Source organism: Flavobacterium davisii (genome assembly GCF_019565505.1).
In the GTDB taxonomy this organism is placed as follows: Bacteria; Bacteroidota; Bacteroidia; order Flavobacteriales; family Flavobacteriaceae; genus Flavobacterium; species Flavobacterium davisii.
In genome coordinates this window covers 2,071,366-2,091,413 of sequence record NZ_CP067378.1, presented here as the reverse complement: position 1 = coordinate 2,091,413, position 20,048 = coordinate 2,071,366, and the positions used below count along the sequence as shown (strand labels likewise).

Annotated in this window: 12 protein-coding genes and 6 pseudogenes; 5 read left to right on the top strand and 13 right to left on the bottom strand. The window is 31.8% G+C overall.

The window, feature by feature from the left end; translation table 11 throughout:
• Positions 1-224: 224 nt before the first annotated feature.
• A pseudogene (locus JJC05_RS10075) lies at positions 225-1,090 on the bottom strand (DUF58 domain-containing protein).
• A gap of 68 nt (positions 1,091-1,158) precedes the next feature.
• Complete coding sequence (locus JJC05_RS10070; RefSeq protein WP_088391796.1) at positions 1,159-2,163, bottom strand: AAA family ATPase; 1,005 nt, start codon at positions 2,161-2,163, stop codon at positions 1,159-1,161.
• A 174-nt stretch (positions 2,164-2,337) separates the two neighbouring features.
• On the opposite strand from JJC05_RS10070, the pseudogene JJC05_RS10065 reads away from it, so the two are divergent.
• A pseudogene (locus JJC05_RS10065) lies at positions 2,338-3,473 on the top strand (ATP-binding protein).
• Between the two features lie 22 nt (positions 3,474-3,495).
• On the opposite strand, the pseudogene rnc reads toward JJC05_RS10065, so the two are convergent.
• The 3 genes and pseudogenes from rnc to JJC05_RS10050 form a co-directional block, all read right to left on the bottom strand.
• Positions 3,496-4,181 (bottom strand): annotated as a pseudogene (rnc, locus tag JJC05_RS10060) (ribonuclease III); the annotation flags it as partial.
• A 66-nt stretch (positions 4,182-4,247) separates the two neighbouring features.
• Positions 4,248-5,498, bottom strand: coding sequence for a beta-ketoacyl-ACP synthase II (gene fabF / locus JJC05_RS10055; protein ID WP_088391790.1), 1,251 nt, complete (start codon positions 5,496-5,498; stop codon positions 4,248-4,250).
• Between the two features lie 194 nt (positions 5,499-5,692).
• Complete coding sequence (locus JJC05_RS10050) at positions 5,693-5,929, bottom strand: acyl carrier protein (RefSeq protein WP_014166687.1); 237 nt, start codon at positions 5,927-5,929, stop codon at positions 5,693-5,695.
• Positions 5,930-6,147: 218 nt separating this feature from the next.
• Between JJC05_RS10050 and purN the strand changes: the two genes are divergently transcribed.
• A complete protein-coding gene (purN, locus tag JJC05_RS10045) occupies positions 6,148-6,714 on the top strand; it encodes a phosphoribosylglycinamide formyltransferase (protein ID WP_105195655.1) in 567 nt (188 codons plus the stop codon).
• 12 nt (positions 6,715-6,726) lie between these two features.
• Positions 6,727-7,206: a ribonuclease HI gene (gene rnhA, locus JJC05_RS10040; RefSeq protein ID WP_235877337.1), complete on the top strand. Its 480-nt coding sequence runs from the start codon at positions 6,727-6,729 to the stop codon at positions 7,204-7,206.
• An 890-nt stretch (positions 7,207-8,096) separates the two neighbouring features.
• Here the strand turns inward: rnhA and JJC05_RS10035 are convergent.
• The 3 genes and pseudogenes from JJC05_RS10035 to ileS form a co-directional block, all read right to left on the bottom strand.
• Positions 8,097-8,717, bottom strand: a complete 621-nt coding sequence (locus JJC05_RS10035; RefSeq protein WP_235878862.1) for a lipoprotein signal peptidase — start codon at positions 8,715-8,717, stop codon at positions 8,097-8,099.
• A gap of 88 nt (positions 8,718-8,805) precedes the next feature.
• Complete coding sequence (locus JJC05_RS10030) at positions 8,806-9,186, bottom strand: TraR/DksA family transcriptional regulator (RefSeq protein WP_088391780.1); 381 nt, start codon at positions 9,184-9,186, stop codon at positions 8,806-8,808.
• A 54-nt stretch (positions 9,187-9,240) separates the two neighbouring features.
• Positions 9,241-12,705: pseudogene (ileS, locus tag JJC05_RS18295) on the bottom strand (isoleucine--tRNA ligase).
• A 333-nt stretch (positions 12,706-13,038) separates the two neighbouring features.
• Here ileS and JJC05_RS10020 point away from each other — a divergent pair.
• On the top strand, positions 13,039-13,749 hold the full coding sequence (locus JJC05_RS10020; protein WP_235877336.1) for a hypothetical protein: 711 nt from the start codon (positions 13,039-13,041) through the stop codon (positions 13,747-13,749).
• Between the two features lie 5 nt (positions 13,750-13,754).
• On the top strand, positions 13,755-14,324 hold the full coding sequence (locus tag JJC05_RS10015) for a hypothetical protein (protein WP_235877335.1): 570 nt from the start codon (positions 13,755-13,757) through the stop codon (positions 14,322-14,324).
• Between the two features lie 104 nt (positions 14,325-14,428).
• Here the strand turns inward: JJC05_RS10015 and recO are convergent.
• From recO to gdhA, 5 genes and pseudogenes are all read right to left on the bottom strand, one after another.
• Positions 14,429-15,147 (bottom strand): annotated as a pseudogene (gene recO, locus JJC05_RS10010) (DNA repair protein RecO).
• A gap of 201 nt (positions 15,148-15,348) precedes the next feature.
• Positions 15,349-15,984, bottom strand: a complete 636-nt coding sequence (locus tag JJC05_RS10005) for an acyltransferase family protein (protein ID WP_235877334.1) — start codon at positions 15,982-15,984, stop codon at positions 15,349-15,351.
• 32 nt (positions 15,985-16,016) lie between these two features.
• A complete protein-coding gene (locus JJC05_RS17245; RefSeq protein ID WP_258928520.1) occupies positions 16,017-16,145 on the bottom strand; it encodes a hypothetical protein in 129 nt (42 codons plus the stop codon).
• A gap of 3 nt (positions 16,146-16,148) precedes the next feature.
• Positions 16,149-18,437, bottom strand: a complete 2,289-nt coding sequence (porZ, locus tag JJC05_RS10000; protein ID WP_235877333.1) for a type IX secretion system anionic LPS delivery protein PorZ — start codon at positions 18,435-18,437, stop codon at positions 16,149-16,151.
• A gap of 116 nt (positions 18,438-18,553) precedes the next feature.
• Positions 18,554-19,896 (bottom strand): annotated as a pseudogene (gene gdhA / locus JJC05_RS09995) (NADP-specific glutamate dehydrogenase).
• Between the last annotated feature and the right edge of the window lie 152 nt (positions 19,897-20,048).

Genomic DNA, 20,048 nt, shown 5'->3' with positions numbered 1-20,048 from the left:
TTTAGGTGGTTGAAATAATTTTAATTGCACGAAAAAGCGGTCTTATTATTTCAATATTTTGTATTTCAAGATAGTTTAGTCTTGGCAATATTAGGATAACAAATAATCTGACCTAAAAAGTAATTTTCTTTAAAATTACTTTGACCTTTTCTTTAAGAAAAATTAGGGCTAATAGTAAATTTATTGATCCCTTTTCCAATTCATTGTTCTCCATTCTTGCCTCTCTATCTTGACTTAAAATAACCTAATAATTTTGTTACATAACTTTCATCTACTCTTGTGTGTACTGTACCCGCACCACATTTTGAAAAAATGTCTTTAAAATAGTTTACTTTTTCTTGGTAATATTTTTCATATTGCAAACGAACGTTTTTAGAACCTGTATTTATCCATTGTGTTTCTTCTGTTTCGGCATCTTTCATGGCTACTAAACCGATATTGGGCATTTTTTCTTCGCGAATATCAAATACTCTTACGCCTGTTATATCATGTTTTTTACTTGCAATTTTTAATATTTTTTCATAGCTATCCTCTGTAATAAAATCGGATATCATAAATACAATGGCTTTTTTCTTTTGTGTGGCTGAAAGAAACTCTAGAGCATTTCCTATATGGGTTTGTTTGCTTTTAGGTTCAAACTCAATTAACTCTCTAATGATACGCAATACATGCGATTTCCCTTTTTCGGAGGGATATATAATTCTATTTGATCTGAAAATAAGATTACTCCTATTTTATCATTATTTTGAGTTGCTGAAAAAGCTAAAGTCGCTGCTATTTCAGTTACCATTTCGCTTTTTAACTGATTTTTAGTGCCAAAATTTTCTGAACCTGATATATCTACCATTAGCATCATGGTAAGTTCTCGTTCTTCTTCAAAAACTTTTACATAGGGTTCTTTATATCGTGCTGTTACATTCCAATCAATTGCACGTACATCATCTCCGTACTGATACTGACGTACTTCTGAAAAAGTCATTCCTCGTCCTTTAAAGGATGTATGATATTCTCCCGAGAAGATATGATCACTAAGTCTTCGGGTTTTAATTTCTATTTTTCGAACTTTTTTGAGTAAATCTTTTGTTTCCATTTTTTAAATGCATTAGACAAAAGGCAATAACATAGACTAATCACTAATGGTTTTTGCCTAATTACTTGCTATGGTACTTCAATTTCGTTTACAATTTTATTTATAATATCTACTGATGTTACATTTTCTGCTTCTGCTTCATAAGTAATACCTATACGATGGCGTAATACATCATGTACTACGGCGCGTACATCCTCTGGAATAACATAACCTCTACGTTTGATAAAAGCATAGCATTTAGCCGCTACAGCTAAGTTAATACTACCACGTGGCGAGGCACCAAAACTAATCAAAGGTTTCAGGGTTTCTAATTTGTATTTTTCTGGATAACGTGTTGCAAAGATAATGTCTAGTATATATTTTTCAATTTTTTCATCCATATATACCTCTCGAACTGCTTCTTGAGCACGAAGTATTTGTTCTATGGAAACTACAGGTTTTACTTTGTCAAACCCTCCGTTTAAATTTTGACGGATTACCATTCGTTCCTCTTCCATTTTAGGATAATCTATTACCGTTTTTAGCATAAAACGGTCAACCTGTGCCTCAGGCAGCGGATATGTTCCTTCTTGTTCTACTGGATTTTGAGTAGCTAATACTAAAAAAGGTTTGTCTAACTTAAAAGTACTATCACCAATCGTTACTTGTTTTTCTTGCATTGCTTCTAGTAAGGCTGATTGTACTTTTGCAGGAGCGCGATTAATTTCATCTGCAAGTACGAAGTTAGCAAAGACTGGTCCTTTTTTAATAGAGAAGGCATTATCTTTGATATTGTATATCATAGTACCGACTACATCTGCTGGTAATAAATCAGGCGTAAACTGAATACGACTAAAACTACCATAAACAGCTTGTGATAAAGTATTTATTGCTAAAGTTTTTGCTAATCCCGGTACTCCTTCAAGCAGAATATGTCCTTGTCCTAAAAGTCCTATTAACAAACGTTCTACCATGTGTTTTTGTCCAACGATGACTTTATTCATCTCCATCGTTAATAGATCTATAAAAGCACTTTCTCTCTCTATTTTTTCATTAATTGCTCTAATATCTAAAGTAGTGGTATTCTCTTCCATCTATTGTAATTTTAAAGTCGTGAAATTAACATCTTATTTAATACGATGCAAATTGAAAATTTAATTGATTTTAGGCTGTTAACAATCAGTTAAATATTTTACACAATCCCTTATTAAGACTGATTTTATGAAAGCTTTTTAGTATTTTTAAGTAATTTTTAGGATTTTAAAGACATGATTAATAAACGACTCCTCATAAAAAACTTATTGGCTCATAATGATGAAAACAGTTTTTATGACAAAAAAAGACAACTCAATCTTCATAATCAAGAAGGAAAGGCCAAGTTTTTAAAACATATTTGTGCTTTATCTAATTCTAATCCTAACAACAATTCTTATCTTGTTGTTGGGGTTGAAGATGAAAGCAATGAAATTGTAGGAGATGATTTTTTTGACGATAGTCGAATTCAAAATTTGGTAAATGCTTTTCTTCAAAATCCTCCAAAAATACAGTATGAAAATATTCCTTTCCCTCATTTACCAAAAGAAAAAGTGGTGGGATTAGTTACTATTAAACCCAATCATAAGGTGTCTTATTTCAAAAAGAGAATAAACACTATAGAAATAGGAAGTACCTTTAAAAGAATTGGTAGTAATACAGTACCTACACATGACAAGATAGCTTATAGTAAACAAAACACGCAAACTGTTATTAGTATTGAAAATAATTCTAGAAATAGCATTGAACACACACTAGAGGCTGTTTTAGATTTTATCAACATTAGACACAAAGACATGGAAACACAATATAAAGTTTTTAAAGAACTTTTTATTGTATGTTGGGCTGGTAACAAAAAAGTATGGAAAGGGGAAACCTTTTTTTCAAGAGTGGATATTGAGTTAATCAACGAACAAATCAAACTTTTTTATTCTGCATTAGACGAAGTTACAATTGAGTTTTCAGAAAACAATTTTATGATTACTGAATTTATACAACTAGGTCTTAATGATAAAACGAGTTATTATCCTCTTGAAAAGGTTAATATTTCTTTTTTGAAAATGGATACTATAAAATAGAAAATGAGATTCTTTTTGAACCTCCACAGTTTAACAAAAAGTTATTACATCACGTTTATAAAACAAATTTATTATTACTAGAGAAATTAAACAACAAAAACGACCTTACAAAAAGAGATTTAATCAATCTTGAAAATTTACCCCATACTTTTATGCTCTGTTATTTAAATGGTTTTGAAAGTGCAAAAGAAAAGCTCATTGATTCTAAAGCTCTTTTAAAACCTTACCACAAGGTTTATATTGCATTCAAAGAAGCTTTAAGAGTATTACGAAAGATGAAATACAATCATTGAACGTTGTTTTTATCAAAGTATATTATTTATTATTAATTTGTGATTGAAAAACATAATAAGCTCTTTTAGACGCTATTTCTTCGGCTTTCTTTTTAGATGTGGCACGAGCCTTCGCGATGACCTCTCCATTTAAATGTAATTTTACGGCAAAGTATTTTACATTTCCAGCAGCATTATCATCATACGTTTCATAATGAAAGGTCTTTTTTTCTTTCTGACACCATTCAATAAAAAGGCTTTTATAGCTGATTACCTTACCTTCTAGTCGATCAATATCTACATAAGGTTTTATTATCTTTTTTGAATAAATTGTTCACAAAAAGTAAACCCTTTATCTAGATATATTGCTCCTATAAAAGCTTCAAAAATATTTCCGTGTACATTTTCTCCAAAATGTTGCGATGAAACTTTAGTTTCTACGAATTGAATTAATTTAAAATCTTTTCCTAATTCATTTAAATGTTCACGCGAAACAATTTTAGAACGCATTTTAGTTAAATATCCTTCGTCTCCATTTGGAACTTTACTAAACAAATGAGCTGCTATAACAGATCCTAGCATTGCATCTCCTAGAAATTCAAGACGTTCATAATTTATTGGATAACCGTTTTCATCTGTTTTATTCATCGATCTATGCGTAAAAGCACGACGATAATGGTCTATATTTTCGGGTTTAAAACCTAGGATGGATGTCATTTCTTTAAAAAAACCCCGTCTTCAGGATTTTGAAGACGGTTTTTTTAAATATTCTTTTAATAATTCTCATACGATGAATTATTCTATTTTTTTAAATAAAACACAAGCGTTGTGACCACCAAAACCAAAAGTATTGCTCATTGCTACTTTAATATCACGTTTTTGTGCTTTATTTAAGGTTAAGTTTAAATTAGGATCTATATTTTCATCCACTACATTATGATTGATAGTTGGAGGAATAATTCCCTCTTTTATTGCTAAAATAGAAGCTATTGCTTCAATAGCCCCAGCGGCACCTAATAAATGCCCTGTCATGGATTTAGTTGAATTAATGTTGATATTCTTGGCATGTTCACCAAAAACAGAGCTAATTGCTTTTAATTCTGCCACATCTCCAAGAGGAGTAGAAGTACCGTGAGTATTAATATGATCTACGTCTTCTGGTCTTAATCCTGCATCATGCAATGTATTGTTCATTACTGCAATAACTCCAATACCTTCTGGGTGAGGAGCCGTTAAATGATAAGCATCTGAAGACATTCCACATCCTCCTACTTCGCAATAAATTTTAGCACCACGAGCTTTTGCATGTTCATATTCTTCTAATACTAAAGCTCCTGACCCTTCCCCTAAAACAAATCCGTCACGAGTAGCATCAAAAGGTCTAGATGCTGTTTCAGGACTTTCATTTCTTGTTGATAGTGCTTGCATTGAATTAAATCCTCCCATACCTGCAATAGTAACGGCTGCTTCAGATCCTCCTGAAACAATTACATCACACATGCCTAAACGGATGTAATTAAAAGCATCTACTAAGGCATTGGCTGATGAAGCACACGCCGAAACGGTTGTATAGTTAGGTCCCATAAAACCATTACGCATAGAAATGTGCCCGGGAGCAATGTCTGCAATCATCTTAGGTATAAAGAAAGGATTAAAACGTGGGGTTCCATCTCCTTTGGCATAACTCAGAACTTCTTCTTGAAAAGTTTCAAGTCCTCCAATTCCTGCTCCCCAAATAACGCCAACACGATATTTATTAATTTTATCCAACTCTAAACCAGAATCTTTAATAGCTTCATCACTTGCTACAATAGCGTATTGAGCAAATTTGTCCATTCTTCTAGCTTCTTTTCTATCAATAAAATCCTCTACTTTGAAGTTTTTTACTTCACAAGCAAATTTTGTTTTATGTTTTTCCGTATCATAATAGGTAATGGGAGCAGCACCGCTTTTTCCATTAACTAATCCTTCCCAATATTCTTGAAGGTTATTTCCGATAGGCGTTAAAGCGCCTAATCCGGTTACTACTACTCGCTTTAATTGCATAGTTTAGCTGGTTTTGTTTTAATATAAAAAACCCCAAAGAACTTTTAATAATAACTAAAAGAAACAATGGGTATTACAGAATATGATATGATTGTAATACAATCAATGTTTGTCCAAATCTAAAAAGATCTTTATAAAGTCAGTAAAAAAATAAGAACATCTGTAAGCTACTTACTTACAGATGTCATTATTTATTATTTTTTAGCTTCTTCGATATAAGAGATAGCTTGACCTACAGTAGCAATGTTTTCAGCTTGGTCATCTGGAATTTGAATATCAAACTCTTTTTCGAATTCCATGATTAGCTCAACAGTGTCTAATGAATCAGCTCCTAAATCGTTAGTGAAGCTTGCTTCAGAAACTACTTCGTTTTCGTCAACACCTAATTTGTCCACGATAATCGCTTTTACTCTTGATGCAATGTCTGACATAATCTTTAATTTTAAATTTTAATTAGTTGGCAAAAATAAAAAAATTATTTAATTACTCCTTTTTTGTTTCATAAATCTGATCACGAAATTATAAAATTAATTTTATAAAGGAGATGCTTTTTTGATTATTTGTCATGAATTATTCTTTTTTTGCATTTTAAATGCTTTTAAATTTCTGAAATACTAAATTTACTGCTATAACAACATGTAAAACAACTATGAAAAACATTGTACTATTTGCCTCTGGATCAGGATCTAACGCTGAAAAAATCATATTGCATTTCAAAAATAACGCTAAAATAAATGTAGCTCAAATTTATTCTAACAATATAAACGCCAAAGTTTTAGAGCGAGCTAAAAATCATGAAATTCCAACTCTAACTTTTACAAAAGAAGAATTGAATTCAGATTTTATCTTAGAAAAATTAAATGATCTAAAACCTGACTTAATTGTTTTGGCTGGCTTTTTATTAAAATTCCCCGAAAATATCATTAATGCTTATCCTAATCAAATTATCAACATACACCCTGCACTTTTACCTAAATATGGAGGCAAAGGAATGTATGGTATGAATGTACATCAGGCTGTTTTAGAAAATAAAGAAAAAGAAACAGGTATTACAATTCATTACGTAAATAAATATTATGATGAAGGTGCTATTATTGCACAATACATTACGAATATAGAGGGTTGTCAAAAGGCGGAGGAAATAGCAACAGCTGTTCACCTACTAGAACACACATACTTTCCTGTTGAAATAGAGAAACTTTTAAACTTTAACTAACAAACACACAAAATGTCACACCAAGTACATATTTATACTGATGGAGCTGCAAAAGGAAATCCAGGACTCGGAGGTTACGGAGTGGTTATGGAGCTGGTAGGAACACCTTATAAGAAGGAATTTTTTGAAGGCTTCCGATTAACTACTAATAACCGTATGGAACTATTAGCAGCAATAGTAGGCTTAGAAAAATTAAAACAAGCCAACATGAGGGTCTTAGTTATTTCGGATTCAAAATACGTAGTAGATGCTGTGGAAAAAAAATGGGTAATAGGCTGGGAAAAGACGGGGTTTAAAGGAAAGAAAAATCCTGATTTATGGCAACGTTTCTTAAAAACATATCGTCAGCATCAAGTTGATTTCAAATGGATAAAAGGTCATAATAATCATCCTCAGAATGAGCGTTGTGATCAATTGGCTGTAATGGCATCACAACAAAAAAAACTTTCAGTTGATCAATTTTATGAAGAAGAAAGTAACAAATTATTATAAATTAAAATCTTCGTTATTCTTTTTTAAATAAAAGAATCGTAAAAGAGTAAAAAAATACTACTTCTTCAATAAATATTAATTTTAACTTCTACTAAAAAACAGACTACAAATTTTTAAAATAAGCCAATACACTCATCGTTTACTCTATTCCTTTTTGATAATCACACATAGCATTCCAAAAGAAGGTCAAACATATTATTTCTAAAAACACATACAGTCCTCCTTTATCTGGATTCTAAAACATTCCGCATAATATTTTTTTAACCCAGATTACGTATTAGACATCTATTACACTTTGTTTTCTTCCAATTCAAGCACGTACTCAAATTTTATTCATCGAAATAGTTGACTATTTCATCTTCTAGGATTTTCCGTGAGCGCTTGAAGTTATTGAAAAATTTTGTTTCACAACGAAGTCTAACGCGCAATCTGGGGTTAATCTAAATTTGCATTAGACTTCATGGCAAAGATGAAAAGGCAAAGAAAATAAAAATGTACGGGAATTTTTCTTGTAGATATGGAATCCAAAAGCTGCAATTTAACGCTTGGTTTGTCCCTTCGAGCAAAGAGAGAAGTCACATTATCAATAGTATGTCATTACTTCCGTTATATAAATGATAAGATTGCAAACTTTTAAGACAAGCTAACCAAGAACAAAAAAATATACTTTTTTTAGATTTAAATAATAAATGATTTCCAGCATCAATAACAAAAAATGGAAGGTCTAAAAATAGTCACTCCCTTTTTAGCTTGTTTCTTCTCTTGGCATAGAAGAAACATCATCGCACTATAGAATTAGATTTATCTATCATTTCGCTCAATCTTTCTTATAATGAAAATGATGAGAATGCAAACTTTTTAAAATACTTTCCTTAATAAAATCTCAAACACTATTTATTTCCAAATACTTTTTTATTAAAAACTATTAATATACCTACTCCTGTAGATATAGCAATATCAGCTACATTGAAAATGGCATTGAAAAAAGTAAAGTATTTTCCCCCAAAAACAGGCAACCAAGAAGGCAGTTCTCCTTGCCAAATAGGGAAATAAAACATATCTACGACTTTCCCATACAACCAAGTCCCATAAGCCCTATTTGAAAAAGCTGTTGCTAATTGTCCTTCACTATGATCAAAAATAACACCATAAAAAACAGAGTCTAAAATATTACCGAAGGCACCTGCTAAAATTAGTGAAATAGCTATGATTAACAAATTAGAAGCTTTTTCTTTTACTGATTGCCATAACCAGTAGCCAATTCCAAAAACGGCAAAAATTCTAAAAGTTGTCAATATTAATTTACCATATATCCACGGCAATTCAACTCCCCACGCCATACCTTCATTTTCTACAAAAAGGAACTTAAACCATTTTGTTACAACAACCTCTTCATGTAACATGAAGTTTGTTTTTACATATATTTTGGATATTTGATCTATTAATAAAACTAGGAAAACTATTAAATAGGCTTTTTTAGATTCATTTTTAAACTTTTGATGGGCAAAAATAAGGAATAATGTAATACAAATTAAGGAAACTTGAATAAGATAAAAAACGCTCCTTTTTAGGAGCGTTTAGTAAATCGTTTTCGATATGTTATTTTTGCATATTTTTAGCTTCGATACTCATCGTAGCATGCGGAACTAATTTCAAACGCTCTTTTGCTATTAATTTTCCTGTTACTTTACAAATACCATACGTTTTATTTTCGATACGAATTAAGGCATTTTTTAAATCTCGTATAAATTTTTCTTGACGGGTAGCTAGTTGAGAGTTTGCTTCTTTACTCATGGTTTCGCTTCCTTCTTCAAATGCTTTGAAAGTAGGTGAAGTATCATCTGTACCATTATTCAAATCATTTAAGTAAGCACTTTTAATAAGTTCTAAGTCTACCTTGGCCTTTTCTAATTTAGTCTGGATTAACTCCTTAAATTCCGCTAAATCTGAATCCGAATATCTAATTTGTTCTTCCACCATAATTTAATGCGTTTTTGGTTAATATCTGGTTTAGTTTGTTTTCTAAAAACTTTTTTATTTTGTTATATAAATTTTTGTTTTGAGATTATCGAACTCAATTTCTGTGCCATTTTCTACATTTTCAGCAAAGATTAATTCTTCTGTTAATGTTTCGGCTTGAATATATTCTAAATTATTTGCAACAGCTCCTTTTATTTCATCTTGGTTCATCATGGTAACCTTAATTTTGTCTGTTACTTCAAAACCAGAATCTTTACGAATATTCTGGATGCGGTTTACCAATTCACGTGCAATTCCTTCTTTTCTTAACTCATCTGAAATTGAAATATCTAGCGCCACTGTTATTCCTCCTGAATTAGCTACTAACCAACCTTCAATATCTTGCGATGTAATTTCTACATCTTGGATTGTCAAGATAGTACTATTTCCTGAAATAACAACTGCTATCTCTCCTTTTCTTTCTATTTCTGCTATTTGTTCTTGCGAAAAAGCTTGTATTTCTTTAGAAATCAATCCCATATCTTTGCCAAACTTTGGTCCTAAAGCTTTAAAATTGGGTTTAATTTGTTTAACCAAAACACCTGAAGCATCATCTAAAAGCTCTATTTCTTTTACATTCACTTCGGCTTTTATCAAGTCCGCTACTGCCTCTATTTCAAGTCGTTGAACTTCATCTAGTATCGGAATCATAATTTTTTGTAACGGCTGTCTTACTTTTATCATTTCCTTTTTACGAAGTGACAAAACTAATGATGAAACCGTTTGCGCTTTCAACATTTTGCTTTCTAGCGTTTTATCTATACAACTTTCTATTGAAACTGGAAAATTTGCTAAGTGTACACTATCAAAATTTTCTTTTTGGGTTGTTGCATTTAAATCTTTATACAAACGATCCATGAAGAATGGAGCGATTGGAGCCGATAACTTAGCAACTGTTTCTAAACAGGTATAAAGTGTTTGGTAAGCTGCAATTTTATCGGTACCATAATCCCCTTTCCAGAATCTACGACGACATAAACGCACGTACCAGTTACTTAAATTTTCTTGAACAAAATCAGAAATTACACGGGCAGCTTTTGTTGGTTCATAATCTGCATACGCTTCATCTACTGATTGAATCAAAGTATTTAATTCTGATAGAATCCAACGGTCAATCTCAGGTCTTTCGTTTAATGGAATTTCTGTTTCTTTATATTTAAATCCATCAATATTAGCATATAACGCAAAGAAAGAGTAGGTATTATATAATGTACCAAAAAATTTACGTCGTACTTCGGCTACACCCTCAATATCAAATTTCAGGTTATCCCAAGGATTTGCATTTGAAATCATATACCAACGTGTAGCATCTGGTCCATATTCTGCTAATGTAGTAAATGGATCTACTGCATTACCTAAACGTTTTGACATTTTTTGTCCGTTTTTATCTAATACTAATCCGTTTGAAACTACATTTTTATAGGCTACTTTATCAAAAACCAAAGTTCCAATAGCATGAAGTGTATAGAACCATCCACGCGTTTGGTCAACACCTTCCGCGATGAAATCCGCTGGGAACGATTGATTACCATCTATCAAGTCTTTGTTTTCAAATGGATAATGCCATTGTGCATAAGGCATTGCTCCCGAATCAAACCAAACATCAATTAAATCTGTTTCACGATTCATAGGTTTTCCAGAAGCCGAAACTAAAACGATATTGTCTACTACATTTTTGTGTAAGTCTACTAAATCATAATTCGTTTCGTCCATATTACCAATCACAAATCCTTTGAATGGATTTTCGGTCATTAGACCTACTGTAATGGCTTTTTCGATTTCGTTATATAATTCTTCAACAGAACCAATACAGATTTCTTCGGTTTTATCTTCTGTTCTCCAGATTGGCAATGGAATTCCCCAATATCTTGAACGTGATAAGTTCCAATCGTTGGCATTTTTTAACCAATTTCCGAAACGTCCTTCACCTGTTGCTTTTGGCTTCCAATTGATGGTTTCATTCAAATCAAACATTCTATCTTTTACCTCAGTTACCTTAATGAACCAAGAATCTAAAGGATAGTATAAAATTGGCTTATCAGTTCTCCAACAATGAGGATAACTGTGTACGTATTTTTCAACTTTGAAAGCTTTGTTTTGCTCTTTCAATAAAATCGCGATTTCTACATCAACTGATTTTTCAGGAGCTTCACCTTCATTGTAATATTCGTTTTTAACATATTTACCGCCAAATTCTCCTAGTTGCGCTACAAATTTACCTTGTAAATCAACTAAAGGAACTGGATTACCATTCTCATCTAATATCAACATTGGTGGTACTTCTGGCGTTGCTTCTTTAGCCACTTTTGCATCATCGGCACCAAAAGTAGGCGCTGTATGTACGATACCTGTACCGTCTTCGGTAGTAACAAAATCACCCGCAATCACTCGGAATGCGTTTTCTGGTGTTTGATAAGGCAATGCCCACGGTAATAATTGTTCGTATTTGATTCCAACCAAATCAGCACCTCTTGTTTCAGCCAAGATTTGGTAAGGGATGAGCCCCCTAGCCCCCGAAGGGGGAACATGTAGAAACTTATCTTCTAAGTCTTTAAACTCTTCATTAGTTTCTACTACTTTATATTTTTTATCAAATTGCTTTGAAATCAAGTTTTTAGCCAATATAACGTTAACTGGCTCAAAAGTATATTGATTAAATGTTTTAACTAAAACATAATCGATTTTAGGACCTACCGTTAATGCTGTATTACTTGGTAACGTCCAAGGTGTCGTTGTCCAAGCTAGGAAATGAAAACCAGCCCCCTCTAACTCCCCCCAAAAGGGGAGAACCTAAACGAAACGCTTTAGCAACGTCATTTCCCCCTTCGGGGGTTAGGGGGCTCTTAAATTGGGCAACTATCGTGGTATCCGTAACATCACGATACGAACCGGGTTGGTTTACTTCATGTGATGATAAACCTGTACCTGCTTTTGGTGAATACGGCTGTATGGTATAGCCTTTATATAACAAATCTTTAGTATAGATTTGTTTTAATAACCACCAAACCGATTCCATGTATTTAGATTTATAGGTCACATACGGATCTTCCATATCTACCCAGTACCCCATTTTTTCGGTAAGGTCATTCCATACATCTGTATAACGCATCACGGTACGCTTACACGCTTCGTTGTATTCTGTTACAGAAATACTTTTACCTATGTCTTCCTTGGTAATTCCTAATTCTTTTTCAGTTCCTAATTCTACAGGAAGTCCGTGCGTATCCCAACCTGCTTTACGCTTTACTTGATATCCTTTTAGAGTTTTATAACGACAAAAAATATCTTTAATCGCACGTGCCATTACGTGATGAATACACGGTAATCCGTTTGCTGAAGGAGGCCCTTCAAAAACACATACGGGGTAGCTCCTTCACGCGAAGTTACCGATTGTTCAAAGACATTGTTTTTTTTCCAAAAATCAAGTACTTCAGAGGCCACTGTTGGCAAGTTAAGTCCTTTGTATTCGTTGAAATTCATATCGTTATATTCTATTAAAAATCAATCGGCGAATGTAATGATTTATAAATCAATGGCAAAAAAAAAAGAGATATTTAACCCAAATTCCGCTTTTAGACTCGAACGAAGTAAATTGGCAAAGCTAATCTTTTTCTTTTTCTTCCAATTTAAGTACGTACTCTCATTTTAAGCATCCAAATAGCTCCTTGTTTCTTATTTTAAAATTTTCGTGAGATTTGATTTCAAAAACGAAGTCTAATACAGAATCTGGATTTAATACAATGACCGAAATAATTATTTGTTTAAAAAATTAAAAAAAATGTATTTTTACATTCATACTTAAAGGATTCTTAAATGATAAAAAAAAGTACAGTTTTTCTTCTTTGGTTGTGCACAATCATTTGCTACGCTCAATCAAACGTTGGGATTAATACCGCAGCTCCTACTGAGACATTAGATATTAATGGTGATCTAAGAATACAAAACTTACCTGACGGAAATAATGCTAATACTTATTCAAAAACATTAGTAACGAACACTTCTACTACGACACTAATGAATGGAGGAGCCTATACCGACGGGCATGTTTTTTTAGATGTTTTATCTACCTTGGCGGTATATTATTGGAACACAACAAGTACAGCAGGTTTTGACATGATTACGCAAAATTTTACTACTATAAAATCTAATCAAGTCGTTGATGTTAATTTAGATCTTCCTTTTAGAATATCTGCTTTTGCATCAACTACTCCACTCGACACTAACGGAACTCCCTTAGTTTTTAGCGCAGATACTCGTGTTGTAAAAACTTTTATTTACCTAAATGGAGGCTCTTACACCAACAAATTAATTGCAGCAAAAACTCAATATCTTAGTGGAAGCTTCAAAGAGACTGGAATTTATGGCACTAATTTAAGTTCTCAAATTTCATTACCTACACTGGGTACATATACAATTACGGTTCGTGTAGAAACTAATTGTATAGACGGGTCTTCATTCAGGATAAACTATAATCCTACTACTGTGGGAAAAACAAATTATTTAAAACTAACTTCTGTAAATTAAGAGATATGAAAAATATCATAAAAATAGTTATTCTTTTCGTTTTTAATTTTTCAATAGCGCAAGTTGGAATTGGAACCGATACACCGACAGCAACCTTAGATATTAATGGAACGGCAAGGATTAGAACCTTAAATGACGGTTCTAACAGTGCTACTTATCCTTATTTTATCGTGGCAGATCCATTAGGGAATCTGGCAAAAGCAGACAGACCATCTAAGTTATTCACTTCTTTAGAACCTACTTTTACCTTGAATACAAATATAACGAGTGATACGCAAACTACTAATACTTTATACAGTACTACTGTAACGACAAGTGTGGCTAATCAGGTATTACAAATTAGTTGTTTAATTCCTTATCGCCTTTGCGATAATACCATTACTACCAATCCCCCTACTTATCATGCTTCTACTAGAGTTTTAACCTACGAATGTATTTTAAACACGGGAAGTGATAATACAATTGCACATGAAACTGTTTTCTTTAGTGGAGGAAATCGCTTGAAGGAAACTCATTATTGCAACCTATCAGGAAATATCACAGTTACGACACCGGTACCTATACCTTACGAATAAACTCGAAAGCGGACGCTCCAAGCGGTGCTGCTTATCGAGTTGAGCATAACATTAGTGGCACTACGGGCAGGATTTTTATTTACTCTAGCAATTAATTAAATTAATCAGGTATGATAAAACTCTTTTAAGACCTCTAAAGAGTAAGGCTTTTTGAAATTTTCTATATGTAGGGCGTAAAAATCTAAAAGAACTTCTAAAAGCCTTTGACGTTTTAAATAATCTAGTTTAAAATTAGTAATATCATCAAAATTTGAAGACATAAAAAGTTTTAAAATATGTGAGGTTTCTTCATCTATAACAGAAGAAGTAGCTTCTAAAACGAAACAACCTTCATTTAAATCAAAAAAGGGAAATCCTCATTAATTAAATCTGGATAAAAACCTAAAAATTTAGTTAATTCTATTAAAAAGTTAAGATGAAAATTAACGGCATAATCATGGGTATCTAACCATGTCATAGCGGTTTCTAAAAATAAATAAAGGGGCTCATTTTTTTCTTCTTCTTTAATTACATAATGCAAAATTTCAGATAAAAATAAAGTAATAGTACTTTTAACAACATCAAAAGGGATGCTATGATAAGGAACAGCTGTTTTAACTTCTTTAAAATACTTCAACCCTCCTTTCCCTTTATGATTAACCTCAATTTCAAGAATAGTTAAAGGCTGAAAGTACGCTATACGTTGACTATTTTTTTTATTAGAAAAAGCAGAAGGTACGAAATAAGAAACTACACCTTGACTTTGCGTAAAACATTTTACTATTAAGGATTTTTCTTGATACCGAATGGCACTTAAAACAATTGCTTTTGTCTTGGTTAGCATAAAATTACTTGCGATTTAAAAAACGTTTTTCTACCAAATGCCATGATAAATAGGCAAACAGATAAGTTATTAGTATTAATATTACACTAATCACTACGGGATTATATCTTTGAAAAAATCGAAAATGAACAAAAACTTGTATTATGGGAAAATGATATAGGTAAATACCATACGTATAATCTGCTTTGGCACTAAATTTATTTAAAAAGGAAGTGAATAAGCTAAAAACAAAACCGTAATTCCTAAAGTAAAAGGAAAGAATAAATCATTATTTAAATAATATAGTTGAATAAAAAATAAAAACCACGCTCCTACCAAAAATGCTTTTTTATTTTGAATAAAAAAATCGAAATTTAAATAAATATAAATCCCAATAGCAAAATAAGCTAATTTTCCCGGAAGTTGTTTTTCTAATAATGGTAAATGTAAAAGCTCTAACATTATATAGGAATATAAAATAGATATGAAATAAACAAAAGCTAATACTAGGGTTTCTTTTTTACTTTTTTTGATGAAATAAAACAATATGGGAAGGGTAAGATAAAAACCTTCTTCTATCTTCATAGTCCACAAAGAACCATTTACAAAAGGAAGTGGATTTGTAGCAAATACATTAGGAAGGCAGGGTTCTAGAAAATTTAAAAAAAATAGGTTCCAAAAAAAATAACGGCATGTCATCTTGTTTGTAAAATAATCCCAAAAAGAAAGGGTTGAAATACTGGAAAGAATTACAACTGAAAAAATTATTGTTATTATATATGCAGGTAAAATTCGTTTGGCTCTTTTTAGAAAATAAATTTTCAAACTAGGTGTCCTTGTTAAACTTTTACTAACCAAAAAACCACTTAAAACGAAAAAACTGCTAACAGCTAAATTGGATTTACAAAAAGACTTAGTAGATATAATGTTTTATCTTTTGTTAACTCTACTAAATGAGCTAACATAATGATGTTAGCCATTAAAAAACGGAGAAAATTAATACTGTTTTGTTTTAACATTTCTTATCGAATAATCAATAATTTTTTAACAACGGTATCTTCTCCTTCTTCATCTGAAACGAGCACAACATAAACCCCTGATGATACTTTTGTTTTAGCAAAAGATAGGGTATCCCATTCCATTGTTCCTCCTTGTGAAATACTTTCAAATACTAGATTTCCTTCTATATCTGTAATTTTAACATTACTTTTATCTTTTAATCCTGTAATTTTAACCATTCCTTTGTGTTCTGGTCTATAAGGGTTAGGGTAAATATAGGTATTTGAATAATCTTTAGTACCAGCTGTAGCTAAACTTTGATAAGAGACAGTTCCATTATTGGTAGCAAAATAAACCTTTCCTGTTGTTTGATCAATTTCTATATCATCTACTATATTACTGGGTAAAGGTGAATTTTCTTTTGTAAAATGTAATTTTGTTTGTTGTCCGTCTGGCGAAATCAGAAAAACCCCTGATTCTTCAACTGAAACCCATTTATTATTAGCTCCATCTACTTCTATATCTAAAATATTAGATTGATAAAAAAGTTCTTGAGCGGTTCCATCTTCTAATAAAATAATTTGTTTTGTATCTAACGTAGTATCTGTTAAAAATGAATTAACATTTGGTAAGTATCGTAAACCATTAAAAGTACCAATCCATAATTGATTGTTGTTGTCAAGAGCTAAAGAACGAACATCACTATCAGGCAAGCTTCCTTTTCCTTTTATATGATTTATAACTATGTTTTTATTTAATTTTTCATTAAATCCTATTACTCCTGTTTGTAATGTTCCCAACCATTTTGTCCCATTTTTATCAATTTTCATGGAGGAAAAATTATCTTCTTTGGGTTTTACCGAAATATCTTTTATTGAATAGCTTTTCCATTTATTATTTTTATCAAGAGAAAAAAGTGCATTTTCTGCTCGGCTACTTGTCATCCATAAATCGCCATTCGAATCAAAATTGGGTGTATTTAAAAGAACAACATTAGGTATTAACTCATCTTTTAACGGGCTATTTTCTTTATTATACAAATTAGTAGCTATAAAATTATCTAATTTTAGTAGTCCGCTAAAAAAAGAGCCTATAAATACTTCATTTTTATTTTTAGGATTAAATGCAATACTTGAAAGAGCTCTTGCTTCTAACAAATCTTTGTAATCGAGATTCGTCCATTTTTCATTGGAATAAATACTAATTCCAGATCTACTAGGTCCTCCACAGCAATACTGATAAGGGTTATATTGTTTGCTATATCCACCGAAAACCACCCAAAGCACATCATTGACTGCTTTTATCCTAAAAAAACGATTTTTTTCTGGACAGCTAGGAGTTAAATTAGTAATCAACTGAGGAGTATTTAAATCTATTGAATACAAACCATTGCTTTCTGTTCCTGTATAAATCTTATTATTTCTAAAAGAGGAACTGGTAAAAAATGATTTAAATTGATCTCCCCAAATTAGTTGTTTAATTGATGTTCCGTTTTCATCAAAAATATCAACGTAATTAGAAGAGGTTATAATTAATTTATCTTCATTATAATTGATATCTTTTGGATTTTGTAAAACGGATGTTATGTACGAAATGGAATTATCTTCTTTTAATTCATGTATCGCTCCTGTTTCTGATACTAAAATTTTTTTTGTTTTGGTTGGTTTTAAATTAAACCAACTTCCGGGTTGTATGATTTTCCACTGATTAAAATCAATTAAAAAAGGATTACTTAGTTTAGCGGCATAAAGACCATTAGATTTGACAATTGCATAAATAGTATCATTGACTATTGTAGTACTTATAATTTCTTGCTCTGAACCTCCTGTTCCTATAAAAAATGTATCTCCGAACTGGGAATTATTCATATCTAAAACGGTAACACCATATCCTGTAGAAATATACACTTTCCCTTTATATTCTTCAAAGTGATTGATTCTTTTTTTACTTGCCAAGATATTAGGTTTATCCTCTATTCCTTTTAGATAAAACATCGAACCATCTGTTTCATTTACAATAATAACTAAACCGTTAGAATGACCTACGATTGTTTTATTATAAGTTGGGCTATAATGAATTTGGGTAATAGGATCTCCTGAAAGACCTTCTATTGTTGATTTTTTTTCTGATTGGTTTGTATCGAGATTAGATAAAAAATAGGCATTATCGGCCGCTATTACTATTTTGTTTTCTACTAATTGAAGATCTTTAACTGCATTATAAGAATAATAGCCTTTCCAAGGATTGGCTTCTTGTGTAAAAACGTAAGAAAAGTTTAGGAGTATAAATAAAAATGCAGCCCAATTCTTCATATCTTTTTGATTTCTGGTCACAAATATACTCTAAAAACGAAACAAGTTTATTTTTTGGTATCAATAAAAAAGCACTTGAAAAAACAAGTGCCTTTTATTATTCGAAATGACAGGTATTATACTACTCCTTGCGCTAACATAGCATCTGCTACTTTCACGAAACCAGCAATATTTGCTCCTTTTACATAATCTACAAAACCAGATTCATCTTTACCATAAGTAACACACGCTTCGTGAATATCACTCATGATACGTTGTAATCTTTGATCTACTTCTTCTCTAGTCCAACTTAAACGTAAAGAGTTTTGTGACATTTCAAGACCAGAAGTAGCTACTCCTCCTGCATTAGAAGCTTTACCGGAGCAAATAAGATTTTGTTTTTGATAAAGATTTCAACTGCTTCTGGAGTAGAAGGCATGTTAGCACCTTCAGCTACACAGATACATCCGTTAGTTACTAATAACTGTGCTTCTTCACCATTTAATTCGTTTTGTGTAGCACACGGTAATGCAATATCACATTTTACTTCCCAAGGACGTTTTCCTTCAACGAATTTAGCGTTTGGATATTTAGCTACATACTCATTAATTCTTCCATAACGTTCATTTTTGATTTCCATAATGTACGCTAATTTGTCAGCATCAATACCATCAGCATCATAGATATATCCTGAAGAATCAGAAGCTGTAACAACTTTAGCTCCTAATTGTGTTGCTTTTTCGATAGCATATTGCGCCACATTACCAGAACCAGAAACAACTACTGTTTTACCAGCAAAGCTTTCACCTCTTGTAGCTAACATATTTTGAGCAAAATATACATCCCCGTAACCTGTAGCTTCAGGACGAATTAACGAACCACCAAAAGTAATTCCTTTTCCAGTTAATACACCTGTAAATTCATTACGTAATTTTTTGTATTGACCATACATATAGCCTACTTCACGACCTCCAACACCAATATCACCAGCAGGAACATCTGTATCAGCTCCAATGTGACGTGCTAATTCTGTCATGAAAGCTTGACAAAAACGCATGATTTCATTATCTGATTTTCCTTTAGGATCAAAATTAGAACCACCTTTACCACCACCCATTGGTAATGTAGTCAAAGAGTTTTTGAAAACTTGTTCAAAAGCTAAAAATTTTAAGATGCTTAAGTTTACAGAAGGATGGAAACGTAATCCTCCTTTGTATGGACCAATAGCCGAATTCATCTGAATACGGTATCCTTTATTAACTTGTGTTTGCCCTTTATCGTCTACCCAAGCCACTCGGAACATAATTACTCGCTCTGGTTCTACCATACGCTCTAACAATGTCTTTCCTTGGTATTTAGGATTTGATTCAATGAAAGGTATAACTGTTTCTGCAACCTCTCTTACAGCTTGTAAGAACTCAGGTTCATTTGGATTGTTTTTTGCAACTGCTTCAACAAAAGCTTCAATACTTTGTGACATAATTTTATTCTTTTATTTTCGTTTTAATATAAAAAACGTTTTTTCGTTTGGTGAGCAAATATACAGTTATCTAAATAATTTACATAGTAAAAAATTAATAAACTTCGCGCTTTTTTTTAAATATTTTAAACAATTTATCTCCAAAATGGGTG